The 18,414-nt window shown below is 73.4% G+C and carries 12 protein-coding genes and 1 pseudogene; 6 read left to right on the top strand and 7 right to left on the bottom strand.

From position 1 onward, the window contains the following. Positions 1–283 precede the first annotated feature (283 nt). Positions 284–1,054, top strand: coding sequence for a hypothetical protein (locus ACIBK6_RS34290; RefSeq protein WP_399056013.1), 771 nt, complete (start codon positions 284–286; stop codon positions 1,052–1,054). A gap of 8 nt (positions 1,055–1,062) precedes the next feature. Here ACIBK6_RS34290 and ACIBK6_RS34285 read toward each other — a convergent pair whose 3' ends face one another. Next, positions 1,063–2,967 (bottom strand): DUF6350 family protein, encoded by a 1,905-nt coding sequence (locus tag ACIBK6_RS34285; protein WP_399056011.1) that lies wholly within the window; start codon positions 2,965–2,967, stop codon positions 1,063–1,065. Positions 2,968–3,138: 171 nt separating this feature from the next. Here ACIBK6_RS34285 and ACIBK6_RS34280 point away from each other — a divergent pair, with 171 nt between their 5' ends. After that, positions 3,139–4,947: a sigma factor-like helix-turn-helix DNA-binding protein gene (locus tag ACIBK6_RS34280; RefSeq protein ID WP_399056009.1), complete on the top strand. Its 1,809-nt coding sequence runs from the start codon at positions 3,139–3,141 to the stop codon at positions 4,945–4,947. 102 nt (positions 4,948–5,049) lie between these two features. Here the strand turns inward: ACIBK6_RS34280 and sucD are convergent, their stop codons facing one another. From sucD to ACIBK6_RS34255, 5 genes are all read right to left on the bottom strand, one after another. Continuing rightward, a complete protein-coding gene (gene sucD / locus ACIBK6_RS34275; protein ID WP_399056007.1) occupies positions 5,050–5,934 on the bottom strand; it encodes a succinate--CoA ligase subunit alpha in 885 nt (294 codons plus the stop codon). A 21-nt stretch (positions 5,935–5,955) separates the two neighbouring features. Further along, positions 5,956–7,134: an ADP-forming succinate--CoA ligase subunit beta gene (gene sucC, locus ACIBK6_RS34270; protein WP_399056005.1), complete on the bottom strand. Its 1,179-nt coding sequence runs from the start codon at positions 7,132–7,134 to the stop codon at positions 5,956–5,958. A 205-nt stretch (positions 7,135–7,339) separates the two neighbouring features. After that, positions 7,340–8,521: a VWA domain-containing protein gene (locus ACIBK6_RS34265; protein WP_399056003.1), complete on the bottom strand. Its 1,182-nt coding sequence runs from the start codon at positions 8,519–8,521 to the stop codon at positions 7,340–7,342. Beyond that, entirely contained in the window at positions 8,518–10,890 is a 2,373-nt protein-coding gene (locus tag ACIBK6_RS34260) for a DUF5682 family protein (protein ID WP_399056001.1), read from the bottom strand. The genes ACIBK6_RS34265 and ACIBK6_RS34260 overlap by 4 nt, the downstream gene beginning before the upstream one ends. Continuing rightward, on the bottom strand, positions 10,887–12,026 hold the full coding sequence (locus ACIBK6_RS34255) for an AAA family ATPase (RefSeq protein ID WP_399055999.1): 1,140 nt from the start codon (positions 12,024–12,026) through the stop codon (positions 10,887–10,889). Before ACIBK6_RS34255 ends, ACIBK6_RS34260 begins: the two co-directional genes overlap by 4 nt. Positions 12,027–12,182: 156 nt before the next feature. Between ACIBK6_RS34255 and ACIBK6_RS34250 the strand changes: the two are divergent. After that, a pseudogene (locus tag ACIBK6_RS34250) lies at positions 12,183–13,151 on the top strand (SWIM zinc finger family protein); the annotation flags it as partial. 127 nt (positions 13,152–13,278) lie between these two features. Further along, positions 13,279–14,895, top strand: coding sequence for a DUF5691 domain-containing protein (locus ACIBK6_RS34245; RefSeq protein ID WP_399055997.1), 1,617 nt, complete (start codon positions 13,279–13,281; stop codon positions 14,893–14,895). A 55-nt stretch (positions 14,896–14,950) separates the two neighbouring features. Here ACIBK6_RS34245 and ACIBK6_RS34240 read toward each other — a convergent pair whose 3' ends face one another. Continuing rightward, positions 14,951–15,364, bottom strand: a complete 414-nt coding sequence (locus ACIBK6_RS34240) for a cobalamin B12-binding domain-containing protein (RefSeq protein WP_189762011.1) — start codon at positions 15,362–15,364, stop codon at positions 14,951–14,953. A 386-nt stretch (positions 15,365–15,750) separates the two neighbouring features. Here ACIBK6_RS34240 and ACIBK6_RS34235 point away from each other — a divergent pair, with 386 nt between their 5' ends. After that, positions 15,751–16,575 (top strand): esterase/lipase family protein, encoded by an 825-nt coding sequence (locus tag ACIBK6_RS34235; RefSeq protein ID WP_399055995.1) that lies wholly within the window; start codon positions 15,751–15,753, stop codon positions 16,573–16,575. A gap of 323 nt (positions 16,576–16,898) precedes the next feature. Then, positions 16,899–18,401, top strand: coding sequence for a M23 family metallopeptidase (locus ACIBK6_RS34230; RefSeq protein ID WP_399055993.1), 1,503 nt, complete (start codon positions 16,899–16,901; stop codon positions 18,399–18,401). Positions 18,402–18,414: the final 13 nt, after the last annotated feature.

The following is an 18,414-nucleotide window of genomic DNA, read 5'->3' as shown; positions in this document are numbered from 1 at the left end:
GTACGAACGAATCGCGCCCCTCGATACGGGGAACTCTACGAAAGCGCCGACCGTCAGCAACGATACCGGCACACCGGACGGCCCCCACGGGACGGGGGCCGGACCGCCAGGTAGCGTCTGGGAAGACGCCACGACACGAGACGTGTCCCACCAACTCGTCTCCGTCGGTTGGCCAGTCAGCCGTCCAGCCACTTGTCCCACCAACTTGTTCCACCTACATGCGAGATGCGACCCCGCTGGCCCGACCGGCCGGCCGCGGGTCCGAGGGGAAGACGTTCACCAGATGCCGGACCGACGCCACCAGCTGTTCGCAGCACGCCAGTCCCCCTCCCCCGGCTCCTCCTCGACGGACCCGGGGAACTCGGGACCGGGGAGCACGGGGAGCGGCGCCGGAGCGGGCTCCGGCGACGACAACCCCTTCGCACCGCCGCCCGAGGGCCGCCCCGACCAGCCCTGGCAGCCCCGTCGCCCTACGCCGGGCGACGACGACAACCAGGGTTCGCCCTGGGGCAGCCAGTGGAGCAACCACCAGCCTGGCCGCGCCCCGGGCGGCTTCGGCCAGCGCCCCGAGCGGCCCGCGGGCGGCCCTGGCCAGAACCCGCCGCCGACCCCGCCCGGCCTGCGCTGGGACCCCACGGACCCGGCCCAGCGGCGTGCCCGCTACGCCCTGCTGTCCGGGATGTGGGCGTTCTTCTTCGCCCTGTTCGACATGCCGGAGATCGCGCTGCTCCTGGGGGCGCTGGGTCTGTACTGGGCGATCAGCGCGCTGCGGGCCAAGCCGAAGCCGCCGGAGAAGGCGTCCGCCACTGCCGCCGCCCCGGCCGCGCCGGCCGCGGCACTGCCCGGGCAGGGCAAGCCGCAGCTGACGGCGGCGGTGACCGGTCTGGTCACGGCGGTCCTCGCGCTGACGGTCGTGGCGTCGAGCTTCACGATGCAGATCGTGTACCGCGACTACTACACATGCGTGGACGACGCCCTGACCAAGACGGGCCAGCTCGCCTGCAACGACCACCTCCCGCAAAAGCTGGTCCCGCTGTTCGGGGTCAAGGAGTAGCGCGCGCTTTACGCGGGGTGGGGATCGCTGTCGGGGTGGGGGGCGCTGTCGGGGTCGCCGTCGGGGGCGGGGGCTGGGCTGGGGGCGGGGGCTGGTTCGGGCGCGGATGCGGGTGCGGGCACGGATTCCGGCGCGGATTCAGGCGTGGGCGCGGATGGTGATGCTGACGCGGGCGCAGGTTCGGGTGCGTGTACTGGTTCGGCCTTAACATCCGGTTCGGGGGCAGCTTCCAGCCCCTCCGGCGTTTGAGGAGCGGGGTCTGGGGCGGAGCCCCCACGCGGCGGAGCCGCATAGTGTCGCAGCGGGAAAGGGCGGGGTGGGGAAGAAGCCGCGCGCAGCGCCCCGCCCCCACCCACCACCTCCGCCGGAATCTCCGCCATCAGCCCCCCGGACGCCTCCTTGAGCGCCGCCCACCGAGCCTCCCGCGCCCCGTCCTCGTGCCAGAGCCCGACCCCGCTCACCGGCAGGAAGTCGTACGGCTCGAAGTCCGCCCCACCCTCGGCGGCAACCGCAGCCGCCCCCGGCACCCCGACCGGCTCCGCCTTATGCCAAGGCCGCCACGACACCACCCCCACCAACCGGGCCCGAAGCGACCGCCGCTCGCGCGGAGCGGACCGCTCCCGAGTACGCCAGGCCCGCAGGGCCACCGCCCCCGGCACCCCCACCACCGCCGCCCACAGCAGCGCCGCGCCCCCGGTGCGCCACCACACCGGGCCCAGTTCAGCGAGGGCCGCCGTGCCCAGCGGCCCGCCCGCGAGCGCCGCCAGGCCCGCGAGGGCGCAGCCGCACAGCGCCGCGCCGAGCAGGGCGGCCCGCGCGGTGTCCCGACGGCCCCAACCCTCGCGCACGGCCGCCCGCGCGGTGAACCGGGCCAGGACCACCCCGGCCACCAACGGCACCCCGGCCGCCGCCCAGTTCCACCAGGAGCCGTGCCCGCCGGCCGGCACCGCCGCGAGCAGCGGGAAGTGCGGCAACGCGGGGCGGCCCGCGACTCCGAGCGGGGTCGCGAGCGTCCCCGTACCGACGGCGAAGCCGGGCCCGAGCCCGTACGAGGCGCCCCACACCGCCGCGTTCGGCACCAGCGCGACCACGAGCAGCAGCACCGCGAACCGCCCCGACCAGCCCTGCGCGAGCCGCAGGAACGAGTCCTCGGCGACGCCGGCGTGCCAGGCCAGTCCGGCGCCGGCGAGCAGCGCCCCACCGCCGAGCAGCACCGCGACGGCGGCCCCGGCCGCCCGTGCCGCCGCAGCCGTACGACTGCCCAAAAGGGCTGCCCGCAGCCACGCCGGAACCCGGTCCGGGAGCGGGCCGAGCGGGTGGCCGTGCGCGGTCCAGATGCCGAGGGCGGTCGCGAACGCCACGGTCAGCGGCAGGTGCAGTACGGCGCTGAGCGGGTCGGCGGGCAGCGGCCCGGCCGACGCGTACAGCACGGTGGCGCCGCCGATCGCCAGGTATCCGCAGGTCACCGCCCAGAACACGGCCCACCCGGAGGGCAGCGGCGCTGCGCCCCCTCCCTCGTAAACCACGTAAGCCGCGCCGACCTCGCTGACCTCGTCCTCGCCGGGCATCAGCGCGTCGCGGGCTGCCCGGTGTGCGAGCCAGGCGGGCAGCGCCACCAGAAGCAGCGGCACCAACCCGACGGGGGCGGGCGTACCGGTCAGCGTTTCGGGTCTGACCAGTTGGGTTCCGTGGGCGAGCAGCCACAGCGAGGCGGCCGTGCGCAGGGCACCACCGGGTCCGCTGTCGGGGTACGGGGAGCTGATCCACAGCACCATCACGAGCACGGCCAGGGCACCGAGCCCGAGCCCCGCCGCGATCGCGCCACGCAGCAAACAGATGGCGAGCACGGAGGAGCGTGCCTTGACGGGAAGCAACGGCAGGCTGCGGTCGGTCACTTGGGTCACCCGGGCCATGCTGCCAACGACACGCGCTTTCTACGCGTAACAGGCGAATGACCGATGTGTCGCCCAATATACGGTTATGTACTTTTTCGCCCGGGGCATTCCTAGCTGCGTCGCCATGGGTGCAGTCGCCATGGGTGCAACAGCCACTACGGCCTTCGCGGGGAGTCCTGGGAGTCCTTCATGACACAGAGCCCGGCCGAAACCAACGATGCCATGTCCGCCCTGCCCAACCCCAAGGAGCGGCGCAGGCTCCGCGAGGCGAAGTCGCTGAGCGAGAAGCAGCTCGCGACGGCTGTCGGCGTGACGGAGGCGACCGTGCGCTCCTGGGAGAAGGGCCGCACCACTCCACGCGGCCGCAGGCGCGAGAGCTACGCCCGGCTGCTCGCCACCATCGAGGCTGAGCTGGCGGCGGTGGCCGACCGCCCCGCCGTCGACGCCCCTGCCGAGACCGCCGAAGCGGACGGGAGAAAGCAGGATGCGTCCCACCCCGCCGCGTTGACCGGCGGCGAGGCGCCGGGCACGACCCACCAGGCCGACGCGCTCGGCGCGGCCCACCCAGTCGACGAAATCCGCGGCCGAGAGCCGCACGCATTCCGCCCGGCCCCCGAAACCAGCGACGACAAGCTCGCCACGCCACGCCCAGCCGACGAATCCAGCGCCGATGAACTCCCCACGCCCCACCCCGCCGACGAGACCCGCGGCGAAGAGCCGGACGCATCCCGCCTCGCCGCCGCCCGCGCCCAGCCCCCCGCGTGCGGCCCCGCCAAACCTCCGGCGAAGCCGCACGCCGCGAACAGGCGGCCCAAGCCTGCCGCCAAGCGGGCCGCGAAACCCCCAGCCACCCCGCACACCCGGCACGACCACCCGAGCCCCACACCCGCCGCACCCGCCGCATCCGTCCCGGAGCCCGCCCCCGCCGCTTCCGCGTCCGCATCCGTCCCGGAGCCCGCCAAGGCGCTCAAGGCCGACGCCCTCACCGGCGCGAGCACACTGACCGGCGGCAGCGCCCGCACTCTGCCCGAGCGGCCCGAGCCCACCGATGCGGAGCCGGACAGAGCTGACGGAGCCGACGGGAGCGAGCAGCGGGGCGGGACACCGCCCAAGGCGCGCTCCCCGCTCCCCTCGATCGCATTCGCCCCCGAGCACCCCGAACCACTGACCGGGCGCACCCCCGCCGAGGCGTTCGACGCGCTGTACGTGAGCACCGCGCCCGCCCTCGCCCGACAGGCCTATCTGCTGACCGGCCGGACCCGGCTTTCCAGGGAGTCGGTGGAGCGCGCCTTCCATCTGGCCTGGGAGAACTGGCCCGAGGTCGCCACCGACCGGGACCCGGCCGGGTGGGTGCGGGCGGCGGCGTACGAGTACGCGCTGACCCCCTGGCACCGCTTCCGGCGCGCCCATAAGCGCCCCGACCATCCGCCCGCCGAGCCCGAACGCCGGGCCCTGCTCGACGCGTTGCTCGATCTGCCGCCCGTCTACCGGCGCACGGTGCTGCTGTACGACGGCCTCGGGCTCGACCTGCCGGAGACCGCGGCCGAGACGGAGGCGAGCACCCCGGCCGCCGCGAACCGCCTGCTGCACGCGCGGGCCGCGATTGCCCGCCGGGTGCCCGCGGTGGCCGAAGCCGGGGACCCGGGGGCCCTCTCCGCCGCGCTGTGCGAACGCATCGCCGACCTCGCGCAGGCCGAACCCGCCTCCGTCACCAAGCTGCCGTCGGCTCCGGTCGTACGCATCGGCGGCGAGCGGCGCCGGCGGTTCTGGACCCGGGCCGCGATCGCCTTCACCGCACTGATCATCGGGGCGACAGCCTTCACCGTCGTGACCGTGCCGCACCACCATGTGCGCCCGGTGCCGGTGGGCGAACGCGTCGGCGGGGTCCCCGCGAACAACGGCCCGCAGCAGCTGAGCATCGAGGACCTGGAACTCCGCGACAAGCTGCGCCAGGAACCGGCGCACGGGCCCGAACGCCTGGTCCTGGAGATCCGCTGACCCGGCTCCGCCACGTATGAAGGGCCCACACCCTCTGGGGGTGCGGGCCCTTCATACGATGCCTGCGACGGCGTACCCGAGCGGGTCAGCCCGCGCGGGTGCTCAGCTGCCGAGAATGGCGCGGGCGAGCTTGGCGGTCTCGGTCGGCGTCTTGCCGACCTTGACGCCGGCGGCCTCAAGGGCCTCCTTCTTCGCCTGGGCGGTGCCGGAGGAGCCGGAGACGATGGCGCCGGCGTGGCCCATGGTCTTGCCCTCGGGCGCGGTGAAGCCCGCGACGTAACCGACGACCGGCTTCGTGACGTTGGCCTTGATGAAGTCGGCCGCACGCTCCTCGGCGTCGCCGCCGATCTCGCCGATCATCACGATCAGGTCGGTCTCGGGGTCGGCCTCGAACGCGGCGAGCGCGTCGATGTGCGTGGTGCCGATGACCGGGTCGCCACCGATGCCGACGGCGGACGAGAAGCCGATGTCGCGCAGCTCGTACATCATCTGGTAGGTCAGCGTGCCGGACTTCGACACCAAGCCGATACGGCCCGGCTTGGTGATGTCACCCGGGATGATGCCGGCGTTGGACTGGCCGGGGGTGATCAGACCCGGGCAGTTCGGGCCGATGATGCGGGTCTTGTTGCCCTTCGACTTCGCGTACGCCCAGAAGGCGGCGGAGTCGTGGACGGCGATGCCCTCGGTGATGACGACGGCGAGACCGATCTCGGCGTCGATCGCCTCGACAACGGCCGCCTTCGCGAACGCCGGCGGCACGAAGAGGACGGACACGTCGGCGCCCGTCTTCTCCATCGCTTCCTTGACGGAGCCGAAGACCGGGACCTCGGTGCCGTCGAAGTCGACCGACGTGCCCGCCTTGCGGGGGTTCACGCCACCGACGATGTCGGTGCCGTCGGCGAGCATGAGCTTGGTGTGCTTCATGCCGGTGGCGCCGGTCATGCCCTGGACGATGACCTTGCTGTCCTTGGTGAGGAAGATAGCCATGGTGTTGGAGTCCCTCGTCCCTTACTTCGCAGCCGCGAGCTCGGCGGCCTTGTCGGCCGCGCCGTCCATGGTGTCCACGCGCTGCACGAGCGGGTGGTTCGCGTCCGACAGGATCTTGCGACCCAGCTCCGCGTTGTTGCCGTCGAGGCGCACGACCAGCGGCTTGGTGACCTCTTCGCCCTTCTCGGCGAGCAGCGCGAGGGCCTGGACGATGCCGTTGGCGACCTCGTCGCAGGCGGTGATGCCACCGAAGACGTTGACGAACACGGACTTGACGTCCGCGTCGCCGAGGATGATCTCCAGGCCGTTCGCCATCACCTGGGCGGACGCGCCGCCACCGATGTCGAGGAAGTTGGCCGGCTTCACGCCGCCGTGGTTCTCACCTGCGTACGCGACGACGTCCAGGGTGCTCATGACGAGACCCGCGCCGTTGCCGATGATGCCGACCTCGCCGTCGAGCTTGACGTAGTTGAGGTTCTTGGCCTTGGCGGCCGCCTCCAGCGGGTTGGCCGACGCCTTGTCCTCAAGGGCGGCGTGGTCCGCCTGGCGGAACTCGGCGTTCTCGTCGAGCGAGACCTTGCCGTCGAGGGCGATGACCCGGCCGTCGGCGACCTTGGCGAGCGGGTTGACCTCGACCAGGAGGGCGTCCTCCTTGATGAAGGTGTCCCACAGCGTCACCAGGATCTCGGCGACCTGCTCGGCGACCTCGGCCGGGAACTTCGCCTGGGCGACGATCTCGCGGGCCTTCTCGATCGAAACGCCTTCGTTGGCGTCGACCGGGACCTTCGCGAGGGCGTCGGGGTTCTCCTCCGCGACGACCTCGATCTCCACGCCGCCCTGGACCGAGGCCATGGCCAGGAAGGTCCGGTTGGTGCGGTCGAGGAGGTACGAGACGTAGTACTCCTCGGCGATCTCCGGCGCGGTCTCGGCGATCATCACCTTGTGGACCGTGTGGCCCTTGATGTCCATGCCGAGGATGTCCGTCGCGCGGGCGACGGCCTCGTCCGGGGTGGCGGCCAGCTTGACGCCGCCGGCCTTGCCTCGGCCGCCGACCTTCACCTGCGCCTTGACGACCGACTTGCCGCCAAGACGCTCGGTGGCCTCGCGCGCCGCCTCAGGCGTGTCGATGACTTCACCGGCCAGCACCGGTACACCGTGCTTGGCGAAGAGGTCCCTCGCCTGGTACTCGAACAGGTCCACGCGCGTCCGTCCCTTTTCAGTGGTATCGCGGTTGCGTTGTCTGCTGGGCGTGCCGCGAAGGGCAACGTGACGGCGCTGTCACTGAGGGAGGCGTACACGGTGTCCGAGTACGCGGCATGTCCGTCTCGCAGGTTATCTCCGCAGGACGTAGGTCCCTAAATCACAGATCACACCTGAGCGGTGATACCTGTCACAGATCACCTGCTCAGCGCGCGTTGGCGGCTGCCCCGGGCCACGCCTCGGGTATCGGGAGCGGCCGCCGCTCGATCGCCGCGGCCATCACGTCGGGGAAGAGGTCCGGGGTGCAGGCGAAGGCGGGTACCCCCAGGGCGGCCAGGGCCGCGGCGTGCTCGCGGTCGAACGCCGGGGCGCCTTCGTCGGAGAGCGCGAGCAGGGTCACGAACTGGACCCCGGACGCCTGCATCGCGGCGACCCGCTTGAGCATCTCGTGCCGTATCCCGCCCTCGTAAAGATCACTGATCAGAACGACCACGGCGTCGGCGGGGCGGGTGATCCGCGACTGGCAGTGGGCGAGCGCCCGGTTGATGTCGGTGCCGCCGCCGAGCTGGGTGGCGAACAGCACGTCGACGGGGTCGGCCAGCTGGTCGGTGAGGTCCACGACAGCGGTGTCGAAGACCACGAGCCGGGTCGCGAGCGAGCGCATCGAGGCGAGGACGGCACCGAAGACGGCGGCGTGGACGACGGAGGCGGCCATCGACCCGGACTGGTCGACGCACAGCACGACCTCCTTCTTCACGCCCCGCGCGGCCCGCGCGTACCCGATGAGCCGCTCGGGCACGACGGTCCCGTGCTCGGGGAGGTAGTTCTTCAGGTTGGCCCGGACGGTGCGGTCCCAGTCGATGTCGCGGTGGCGCGGGCGGCTGACGCGGGCGGCGCGGTCGAGGGCGCCAGTGAGGGTGGCCCGGGTGCGGGCGGCGAGCCGCTTCTCCAGGTCCTCGGCCACCTTGCGCACCACGGCACGGGCGGTCTCCCGGGTGGTCTCGGGCATCGCCGCCGTGAGCGAGAGCAGGGTGCCCACGAGGTGGACGTCGGGCTCGACGGCCTCCAGCATCTCCGGCTCCACAAGGAGGGCCGCGAGCCCGAGCCGGTCGATGGCGTCACGCTGCATGACCTGCACCACGGAGCTCGGGAAGTACGTACGGATGTCGCCGAGCCAGCGTGCGACGGACGGCGCGGACGCCCCGAGCCCGGCACCGCGCTCCCCGGCCCCGCTCGCCCCGCCGCCGTAGAGCGCCCCGAGCGCGCCGTCCATCGCGGCGTCCCGCCCAGTGAGCGCGCGGCCCGTCCCTTCGGCGCCCGGCTCCCCGCCGAGAACCAGCCGCCAGCGCCGCAGCCGCTCGTCCGTCCCCGCCTGGATGCCGCTCAACTACCCACCTCCACAAGGTTGTTGGATCCGCCGCGCCCCAGCAGAAGGGCGACCAGCGGCAGTACGGCGTCGGCCCGCGCCGCGTCGAGCCCGGAGCCGAACCCGGGTGGGGCAGCATCGCCGTACCCGGCCCGCGCGTCCGGTCCGCGCCGCACCAGCTCCCCGAGCGTGCGGCGCACCCCTGGTTCGTAAGCGGCGAACGTCCGGCGCAGTAGCGGGAGTACGTCGGTGAACGCGTCCGGCGCCACGCCCGTCAGCCAGCCGTCCACCAGGCCGAGCAGCACCTCGTCGTGCACCAGGAGCAGGCCGCCGCCGGAGGCGCCGCCGAAGAACCCCTCGATCCAGGCGGCCGCGTCGGCGGGCGGCGTGCCGGGCGAGAGGGCGAGCCCCAGGTACCGGGCCGCGTCCTCGCTCGCCACCCGCCCGTCGTCCAGCAGCAGCCGCGCCGCCCGGCCGCGGATGCCCCCGGGAACGCTGTCCCGCGAGGCGAGCCGCGCGAGCACACCGGACCAGCGCGCGCGAAGCCCGCCGGAGCGGGTACCGACCGGTTCCGGGAGGAGGTCCATGGCGGTGTGGACGGCATCCAGATCGGTGCGCATCTCGGCGGCGCCATCCGGTTCCGGGAGGAGACCGATGGCGGTGTGCACGGCGTCCAGATGGGTGCGCATCTCGGCGGCGCCGACCGCGTCCAGGGCGGTGCAGGCGGGCGGCAGGCCGACGCAGATCCGTTCGGCGAGGCCCGCCGCGACCTCGGCGAGCCCCTCGGTGGCGGTGCCGCGCACGTCTCCGTAGCGCAGGGTGCGGGCGAGGGCAGGCAGGGCCTGGGCGAGGTGGGCGACATCGGTGTCGAGCGCCGCACGGTCGGCGAGCGCGCGCATCACCACCGGGAGCGCGTCCGGCAGTTCGGCCAGCAGGCAGCGCTCGGCGAGGTCGGTGACGTCGCCCAGCGCGGTCGCGGCGGCCGCGTCCGACTCGGCCTTGGCGGTGGCGGCGGCCAGGACGGTAGTGCCCCACACCCCTGCCTCGGCGACCCGCACCGACAGCTCGGGTTCCCAGCGCAGCCGCCAGCTCTCCCGGAAGGTGCCGGTGGAGCGGGCCCGGCCCGGCTCGCCCCAGCCGACGCCGAGCAGCCGCAGCCGGTGCAGCAGCCGGCTGCGCCCGGAGTCGGTCTCCTTGCGCAGGTCGAGCTCCAACTCCCGCGCCGACGCCTCCGGTTTGAGCCGCAGCGCGCGCTGGGCCCGTACGAGATCGCGCTGGAGCGGCACGGCGGGCGCCGCGTCGGGCACCTCACCGAGCACGTCGCCCACGATCAGCCGGTCCTGGATCAGCGCGAGCGGTACGTCGGAGCCCTCGCACAGCACGGCACGTACGGCATCGGTGGTCTCGGCGAGGCCCGGCAGCGGGCGGCCGCGCAGCGCGGCGAGCGTCCCGGCGAGCCGGACGGCCTCGATGACATGGGCCGGGGAAACCTGGCGGTCCTCCTTCCGCAGCAGCCCGGCGACCTTGGTCATCCAGCGCTCCACCGGCCGGTCGGGGGCGCTGAACAGGTGCCCGTACCAGCCGGGCGAGTCGATCCCCGCGCCGTACCCGCTGCGCCGGGCGAGCCTGCGGTACGTCCACGGCACCCAGGTCAGCTCGACCTTGACCTTGGGCAGCCCCTTGAGCAGGGCGCGGTCGCCCGCCACGGTGAACTTCCCGTCGAGCACGGGCACATGCCAGGCCCCGCAGACCACGGCGACACCGGCTCCGAACTCCCTTGCCGCCGCCCGCAGTTGCTGGCGCATATGAGCCTCGCGGATCAGGTCGCGCGGATGACCGCCGTCACCGTACGTCTCGCGGAGCACGGCCATGGCCTCGGCGAGCACGGCGAACGGCGCGCGGGGATCGGCCGAAGCCGCCCGGTGTTCCACGGCGTCCTCCCACCACCGCTCCGGGTCGTCGTACCCGGCGGCGTCGGCGAGCGTGCCGATGGGGTCGATCCGTGGACCGCTCGCCGTCTCCCCGGGCTCCTCCCCCGTCGCCAGCGAGTGGGCGGCGGGCAGGTCGATGAAGCGGACCTCCGCGCCGTGCTCCAGGGCCCAGCGGATCGCCACCCACTCCGGCGAGAACTCGGCCATCGGCCAGAACCCGGCCCGCCCCGGATCGTCCAGGACATGGGCGAGCAGCGCGACCGGCGGCCGCAGGTCCGGGTCCCCGGCGAGCACGAGCAGCGCGTCCCCCTCGGGCGGCCCCTCGATGAGCACGGCGCGCGGCCGGGCCGCCTCCAGCGCATCCCGCACCGCACGCGCCGAGCCGGGGCCGTGGTGCCGCACCCCCAGCAGCAGGGGCCCTTCCGCGCGGGCCGGGGTGGTGCGCGGCGCCGCTGTCATGCGGACACCTCGCGGCAGGCGCGGTAGAAGTCCTTCCAGCCGTGCCGCTCGCGTACCACCGTCTCCAGATACTCCTGCCAGACGACGCGGTCCGCCGCCGGGTCGCGCACCACGGCGCCGAGGACTCCGGCGGCCACGTCGCCGGACCTGAGCACGCCGTCGCCGAAGTGCGCGGCGAGCGCGAGCCCGCCGGTCACCACGGAGATCGCCTCGGCGGTGGAGAGCGTCCCCGAAGGGGATTTGAGCTTGGTGCGGCCGTCGGAGGTCACGCCGTCGCGCAGCTCGCGGAAGACGGTGACGACGCGGCGGATCTCCGCCGTCCCGTCCGGCACGGCGGGCAGGTCGAGCGAGCGGCCGAGCTGATCGACGCGGCGCGAGACGATGTCGACCTCGGCCTCCGCGGTGGCGGGCAGCGGCAGCACCACCGTGTTGAAGCGGCGGCGCAGGGCACTGGACAGCTCGTTGACGCCGCGGTCCCGGTCATTGGCGGTGGCGATCAGGTTGAAGCCCCGTACGGCCTGCGTCTCGGACCCCAACTCCGGGATGGGCAAGGTCTTTTCGGACAGGATCGTGATGAGGGTGTCCTGCACGTCGGCCGGGATGCGCGTGAGCTCCTCGACCCGCGCGGTCATGCCCTGCGCCATGGCCCGCATGACGGGACTCGGCACGAGCGCCTCGCGGCTCGGGCCGTGCGCGAGCAGCTGCGCGTAGTTCCAGCCGTACCGCACGGCTTCCTCCGGGGTGCCGGCGGTGCCCTGCACGAGAAGGGTGGAGTCTCCGCTGACGGCCGCGGCGAGATGCTCCGACACCCAGGTCTTGGCGGTGCCGGGCACGCCGAGCAGGAGCAGCGCGCGGTCGGTGGCGAGGGTGCTGACGGCGACCTCGACGATGCGCCGCGGGCCCACGTACTTCGGTGTGATCACCGTGCCGCCGGGCAGGGTGCCGCCGAGCAGATAGGTGGCGACCGCCCACGGCGAGAGCCGCCAGCGGGCCGGGCGGGGCCGGTCGTCGGCGGCGGCCAGCGCCGCCAGCTCGTCCGCGAAGGCGTGCTCGGCGTGCGGCCGCAGCGCCGCCTCCGCGCGGGACTCGGCGCGGGCGGACTCCGCGTGGGCGGACGCGATTTCGGACACGGTCATGGCTCCCCCTCAGGTCGTTCGAGACGTTCGACCGGCTTGTGGGTCCACCGTGCACCACGCCACTGACAATCACTCGTCGTCGCAGGTCAGAGCCGATTGTCAGTGGTCGCCCGTACCTTCGGGGACATGACGAGAGCGGAGCCAACAGCCGTCGGGGCCAAGACCGTTGACCCGGCGGCGGCCAGGCGGCGGGCCGAGAGACGGGCGGAGCGGGTGACCGCGGGCGCGGTCGAGCTGGAGCGGCGCCTGGCGGATCTGCTGCGCGGCGGGCTGGCGGCGGCCGAGCGCCCCGGGTACGGCCTGTGGGAGGAGACGGCCGCCCGCATGGTGGACGCGCAGGCGCCCGGACTGGCGGGCAGGGTACGGGAGTTGGGGGCGATTCCGGGTTCCGGAGCGGGCTGGCCGACGCGGCTGCTCGAAGAGTGTGCGCTGCTGCACCTGCTCGACCGGGCCTGGCTGGGCCGCGACACCCTGCCAAAACCGCTGGCCGCGACGGTCCGCTCCCGCATCGGCCTGCCCGCCACGCCGCAGGGTCCCGCGATCCGCGACAGCTGGCAGGTCCTGGCCCAGTACGACACGGCCGACGCGAAGCTCACCACGCGCCGGATATGGCTGTACGGAAGGGGCTCGGGCCGCTGGGCGCTGATCCTGGACTTCGGCGCGGCGGGCCGCGCCCCCGGCATCACGCTGCCGGTCGGCCTGGCGATCGAAGCCGACCTGACGCCGTACCCGGGCGCGGGCCGGCTGCGCGCCGCGCTGGGCGAGCGGTACGGCACCCCGGCCCGGGCCGGGGGCCCGCCCCCGGGCGGCCCGACCACCGAGGCGGTCGAGCGGTACGGGCGAGCCCTCCTGGACGACCCCTGGCTGGACGCCTGCCCCGCGACCCTGACCGAGGTCATACCCGTACCCCCGAAGGACGGCGACGACGGCTGGCAACTGGCCGACGCGGCAGGCGAGTTCGCGCTGCCGGTGACTCCGGGAACGGCGGCCCGCGCGGGCCTGTGGAGACTCGTCGCCCTGTCCGGGGGCGCCCCGGTCACGGTCTTCGGCGAATGCGGCCACCGGGGATTCCGGCCGTTGGCGGCATGGGCGGACGGGGCGGTGGAGGCGGTGCAGCTGACGTGAGCGAACCTCGGCTGACGTGAGCGAGCCTCGCTCGACGGGCCGTCGGCCAGACGGTCGGTCGGACGGCCAGACGGTCGGTCGGACGGTCGGACGAACCGAGGGGGATCGATGAAACGAGGGGGGATCGATGACCAGCACCACCATCGGGGAAATCAGCACCATCATCGGGGGGACCGGCGCATGTTCCTGGGAGGAACTGGTGGCGGCGGGGCTGCTGGGGACGGACCGGCGTCCGGTTGCCGGGACACCAGGGGAGCTGCTCGATGCCGCTGCCGCGCAGACCCTGCGGCGCAGGGCCGGGCTGCTTCCGGCCGCTGCGGGCGTACGTCCCGAGGTGGCACCGGCGGACGGGCGGCCCGCGCTGCCGGAGGCGGCCGGTCGGCGTCTGGCGCTGCTGCTCGCCGACCGTTCGGCGCCCGCGCGTGCCGGGGGCCGGCGCGGGACCGCGCCCGATCTGGGTGAGCTGCTTCCGCAGTGGCTGGCCGCCGCGAACGAGCGGGGCTACCGCGCACCGGCCTCGCTGCTGCCCGCGCTGCTCGACGCGGCGCGGGCCCGCACCGATCTGCGCCCCCTGGCGCTGGCCTTCGCGGGCTCGCGCGGGCTGTGGCTGGCCCGGCTCAACCCGGAGTGGCGGTTCGCGCTGCGCGGCGCTTCGGGCAGTGCGGCGCTGCCCGACCCCGGGGACACCGATTCCGTACAACTCCTGTGGGAGGAAGGGCTGTTCGCCGAGCGGGTGGCGCTGCTGGGGGCGGTTCGGGCGCACGATCCGGGGGCGGGGCGTGCGCTGCTGGCCGCGACGTGGCCGACCGAGCGGGCCGAGGACCGGCTGATGTTCCTGGACTCGCTGCGCGGCGGGCTCTCGGATGCGGACGAGCCGTTCCTGGAGCGAGCGCTGGCCGACCGCAGCCGCAATGTGCGGGCGACCGCGGCGGAGCTGCTGTCCGCGCTGCCCGGTTCGGCGCTCGCGGCCCGGATGGCGCGGCGCGCGGCGACCTGTGTGTCCCTTGACCGGACGGGCGAGGGGGCGTTGATCGCGGTGGAGGCGCCGCACGAGTGCGATGCGGCACTTCAGCGGGACGGGGTCGCGCCGAGGCCGCCCGCCGGGCGGGGCGAACGGTCGTGGTGGCTCGGCCAGTTGGTGGAGTCGGCGCCGCTGGATACCTGGCCCGCCCGGCTCGGCGGGCGCACTCCTCGGGACATCGTGGCGCTGCCCGTTGCCGACGGCTGGGCCGACGAACTGCACGCCGCCTGGTGCCGGGCGGCGGTGCGCCAGCGGAACGCGGAGTGGTCCCGGGCTCTGCTCGGCACCCCCTCGGCGCCGCCCGGCGAAGCGGCGGGCACGACGTCCCTGGCCGAGCGGGCCAAGCTGCTGTCCACGCTCGGGGAGGGGGAACGGGCGGACTGGGTGGCCGAGTTCATAGCCGCGCACGGTCTGTCGGAAGCGTTCCAGCTGCTCGGGGTGTGCGTCGTGCCGTGGGCCGGGGCGCTGGGCCGAGCGGTAGTCGACGCGCTGGAGATCGCGCGGGACGCGGGGAGCTACCCCTGGAGCTTCAGCGGCGTGATGGGCCTGGCGGAACGCTGCCTCGACCCGTCGGAGTCCCCCCGCCTGGAAGCGCTGACGGCTACGCCGCCGGAGTCCGAGGGGGCGTCGCCGGGGGCCGGGGGGTACTGGGCGGAGGCGTTCCAGCGACTGGCGGCAACGCTGTCGCTGCGCGCGGCGATGAGGGAGGAACTACGGGGCTAGCCCCCCCGGGCCGGGCAGCTGGGGGCTCCGCCCCCAGGGGGTCGCGCGCCCGGCGTCACGCTCCCGCCGGCTGCCTGACGTTCGCGTTGACCCAGGTCACGATGGACGCCGTGGTCGCCCCGGGCGTGAAGATCTCCGCCACCCCGAGCTCCTTCAGCGGCGGAATGTCCGCCTCGGGAATGATGCCGCCGCCGAAGACCTTGATGTCCTCCGCATCCCGCTCCTTCAACAGCTCAAGCACCTTCGCGAACAGCGTGTTGTGCGCGCCGGACAGGATGGAGAGGCCGATCGCATCGGCGTCCTCCTGGATGGCGGTGTCCACGATCTGCTCGGGCGTCTGGTGCAGCCCGGTGTAGATGACCTCCATGCCGGCGTCACGCAGCGCCCGCGCGATGACCTTGGCCCCGCGATCGTGACCGTCGAGCCCCGGCTTGGCCACCACCACGCGGATCGGACCAGTTACACCCATCACTGCCTCCACATGTCCCACCTGCGCACCCCCGCGCCGAAGGGCCGGGGAAGTGAACGAACGTTATCGACAGCATCCCGCAACCCGCCGTTTCACGGTGGAGAGGGAGGGGGAAATCACACGTGGGACACATTCGTATTGCACCGGACCCGCACCAGTCGGCCCACCGGCACCAGCCGGAACGCGGTCGCCACGGCGCGGGCGCGGTCGCAAGGGGAGCCGCTACGAAGGCGCCGCACCACCGTGCTGCCAGCCGCACAGCACGGCGGTCCGGCCCCTCGCGTTTTCGGGGCCGGGCCCGCGACAGCCTTCACCGGCGGAGCCCCCATGAGGGCATTACGGGGGACGGAGTGGTCTCCCTGTGTGCCATTGGGGAGGTCGCCGCCGTGCAGGTCTTATCGTTTCTGCCGCTGTACCTGCGCCGCGCCTGGCTCTCGGCGGCACTGGTCCGGGCCACCGCGCTCGATCTGGCCGTGCTGGCGGGCCACCTGCTCCTCTACCCCTCCGGCCTCGCGCCCGAACGACGCCCGGACAACGCCGCCACCGCCACCCCGCAGCTGCCCACCGCGGGCCGCTCACACCCGCCGGTGGTCCTGCTGCACGGCTTCATCGACAACCGGTCCGTCTTCGTACTGCTGCGCCGCTCGCTGGCCCGGCACGGCTGGCGGCATCTCGAATCGCTCAACTACTCGCCGCTGACCTGCGACATCAGGGTCGCCGCCGAACTGCTCGGCCGCCATGTCGAGGAGATCTGCGCCCGCACCGGGCACCGCGAGGTGGACATCGTCGGGCACAGCCTGGGCGGACTGATAGCCCGCTACTACGTACAGCGCCTGGGCGGTGATCTCCGCGTCCGTACGCTGGTCACGCTGGGCACCCCGCACTCCGGCACCCGCTCCGCGCAGCTCGGGCACGCTCACCCGATCGTGCGGCAGATGTGTCCCGGCTCCGAGATCGTCGAGGAGCTGCGCAGGCCCGCGCCGGACATCCGCACCCGCTTCGTGAGCTTCTGGAGCGACCTCGACACGCTGATGGTGCCCGTCGAGACGGCCCGCATCGACCACCCGGATCTGCTCGCCCAGAACGTCCGGGTGACGGGAATCGGTCATCTGGCGATGCCGGTGCATCCGGCGGTCGCGGCCGGAGTGCGTCAGGCGTTGACCGCCGGACAGCCGGAGGTCGCAGGTCAGGAGGCGTTCTCCGTGGCCTGAGCGAGTTCGTCGCCACCCAGTACAAGCCATCCGACGTCCGGGCGCCAGGGCCCTGACGGTGGCTTGGATCAGACCCCGATGGCCCCGGCGGGGCCGTACAGGCAACGCGTCACGCGTCGAACGCGTCTCGAACTCAGGGCCAAAAACTCTGCCATCAGTCCGCCGAAAGGCGGCTGAATGCCCCGTACCTCGGACCGTAAAACCTTCCGAAGATTGTCGGCCTCGCATACCGCCGGGTACAGTCGCGCCACTGCTTTCCCCGGGACCCCCGCCCGTCAGGGCACCCGGCCGCAGGTTCTGTTGCCGAGGCGAGAGAGAAGTTGGTGACTGACCAGCACGCCCACGCCGGGTACGTCGGACACGACGGTTACCTCAGCGGCAGCAGCGGCCACGGTGGCGACAGCGCCCACACCGGAAGCTTCGACGCCGATCCGCTCTACGGCTCGATGCAGTACACGGCGCAGCACACCTACGCCGGTCAGAACGGCTACGCGGCAGGCCACAGCGGCCAGTTCGACACCGGTGTCTTCGCCTCCGCGCACGACCCGTACAACACCACCGGCCAGTGGACGGTTCCGGCCCAGGCCACCGCGTACGACCCGAGCTGCGCGACCGGCGGCTTCGACGCCCGCGCCTTCGGCACCGGCCAGTTCGACACCGGCGCGTTCGCCACCCAGGTCTTCCCCACCCAGAATTCCGGTACCGGCACGTTCGACACCGCCACTTTCGACACGACGGGCCAGTGGGACGCCGGCGCCTGGAACCAGGCGCAGGGCACCGGTCAGTACGACAACAGCGCCTTCGCCGCCGCGTACGACACCACGGGCCAGTGGTCCGTACCCGGCACCCGCTCCGACACCGGTACGTACGACGCCACCGGGTGGCACGCGACGGCGGCGACACCGGCCACGTACCCCGAGCCCGAGCCCGAGAGTCACGCAGCACCCGAGCCTCAACTCGCTTACGAGACAGCTGAGTTCTCCACCCTGGAGCCCGAGCCGGAGCCCGAGCATGATCCCGAGCCGGACGCTGTCGATCTGCCCAGCCCGGTCGTCCCGGGTTCGCGGGCCGAGGCGCGGCGCGGTGCCGGGCGTCGGCGGCGCAACCCCGCCAAGCGTTCGGCGCTGCTGACCGTCGCGGTGCCGTCCGTGTGCGTGATGGGCGTCGCGGGGGTCGCGGTCGCCTCCGTGAGCGGGCTCACCGGCGGCAAGGACGACGGGACCACCGTGACGGCCGCGGCCGACCCCGCCTCGGTCAAGCCGGTCGCCGCCAACACCGCGCTGGACACCCAGCTCGCCCATCTCAGCGCCGACGCGAACAGCTTCGCCGACCGGGCCAGCCGGACGCAGGAACGTCTCGACCTCAAGGCCCGCCAGGACGCGGAGAAGAAGAAAAAGGATGACGCGGCCGCCGCCAAGGAAGCCGCGCGCCCCAAGTTCGTCGTGCCGGTGACGCAGAAGGGGCTCAGCGCGTACTACGGGCAGGCCGGCGTCAACTGGATGTCGGTGCACACCGGCATCGACTTCCCGGTCTCGTACGGCACTCCCGTGATGTCGGCGATCGACGGCACGGTCCGCACCCAGTGGAACAGCGCCTACGGAAACATGGCCATAGTGACCGGCGACGACGGCACCGAGACCTGGTACTGCCACCTGTCCAGCACCAAGCTGCGCTCGGGCCCGGTGAAGGCCGGCCAGGTCATCGCGTACTCGGGGAACTCCGGCAACTCCACCGGACCGCACCTCCACTTCGAGGTACGGCCCGACGGCGGCTCGTCGATCGACCCGCTGCCGTGGCTGCGCAGCCACGGCCTCGACCCGACGTAGCCGACGTAGCGAA

The organism is Streptomyces sp. NPDC050485 (assembly GCF_044458185.1).
Classification (GTDB): domain Bacteria; phylum Actinomycetota; class Actinomycetes; order Streptomycetales; family Streptomycetaceae; genus Streptomyces.
This window is presented reverse-complemented; position numbering and strand designations above follow the sequence as displayed.

What these genes read in the sequence shown, in the direction of transcription:
- ACIBK6_RS34245 (WP_399055997.1), top strand. Translation starts at nt 13,279, where the DNA reads ATGACCAGCACCACCATCGGGGAAATCAGCACCATCATCGGGGGGACC.
- ACIBK6_RS34280 (WP_399056009.1), top strand. Translation starts at nt 3,139, where the DNA reads ATGACACAGAGCCCGGCCGAAACCAACGATGCCATGTCCGCCCTGCCC.
- ACIBK6_RS34290 (WP_399056013.1), top strand. Translation starts at nt 284, where the DNA reads ATGCCGGACCGACGCCACCAGCTGTTCGCAGCACGCCAGTCCCCCTCC.
- ACIBK6_RS34260 (WP_399056001.1), bottom strand. Translation starts at nt 10,890, where the DNA reads ATGACAGCGGCGCCGCGCACCACCCCGGCCCGCGCGGAAGGGCCCCTG.
- ACIBK6_RS34255 (WP_399055999.1), bottom strand. Translation starts at nt 12,026, where the DNA reads ATGACCGTGTCCGAAATCGCGTCCGCCCACGCGGAGTCCGCCCGCGCC.
- sucD (WP_399056007.1), bottom strand. Translation starts at nt 5,934, where the DNA reads ATGGCTATCTTCCTCACCAAGGACAGCAAGGTCATCGTCCAGGGCATG.
- ACIBK6_RS34285 (WP_399056011.1), bottom strand. Translation starts at nt 2,967, where the DNA reads ATGGCCCGGGTGACCCAAGTGACCGACCGCAGCCTGCCGTTGCTTCCC.
- ACIBK6_RS34240 (WP_189762011.1), bottom strand. Translation starts at nt 15,364, where the DNA reads ATGGGTGTAACTGGTCCGATCCGCGTGGTGGTGGCCAAGCCGGGGCTC.